Origin of the sequence: Bradyrhizobium forestalis, assembly GCF_002795245.1 — a bacterium.
Taxonomy (GTDB): domain Bacteria; phylum Pseudomonadota; class Alphaproteobacteria; order Rhizobiales; family Xanthobacteraceae; genus Bradyrhizobium; species Bradyrhizobium forestalis.
The window spans coordinates 1-321 of record NZ_PGVG01000171.1; the positions used below are offsets into that span (position 1 = coordinate 1).

The 321-nt window shown below is 60.7% G+C and carries 1 protein-coding gene and 1 pseudogene; both read right to left on the reverse strand.

The annotated features are described in order from the left end of the window. A pseudogene (locus tag CVM73_RS38970) lies at positions 1 to 190 on the reverse strand (IS66 family transposase); the annotation flags it as partial. Beyond that, positions 151 to 291 (reverse strand): IS66 family insertion sequence element accessory protein TnpB, encoded by a 141-nt coding sequence (tnpB, locus tag CVM73_RS41920; protein WP_430641335.1) that lies wholly within the window; start codon positions 289 to 291, stop codon positions 151 to 153. The gene tnpB and the pseudogene CVM73_RS38970, both read right to left, overlap by 40 nt. Between the last annotated feature and the right edge of the window lie 30 nt (positions 292 to 321).

The window sequence follows — 321 nt, forward strand, 5'->3', positions numbered from 1 at the left end:
GGCCCTTGCTGACCTGGGCCTTGATCGCAGCGATGCCGATCTCGATCTCCTCGAAGACGAAGGCCTGCTGTTCATCGCCGCCGTTCGCCGAGCCGAGCTTTTCCGATCGTCGGCCGAACCAGGCGCGGTCGAAGGCCTTCAGGATCTGCGTCAGCCGCTCGATGCGCGTATCGGCATCGGCATTGCGGGCCTAGAGAACCTCGCCTTCTCAAGACGTTTTAAATAGAGGCACACGCCGGAGCCATCCCACCATACGATCTTGATTCTGTCGGCCCTTTTGGCCCGGAACACATAAAGCGCACCGTCGAACGGATCTGAGCC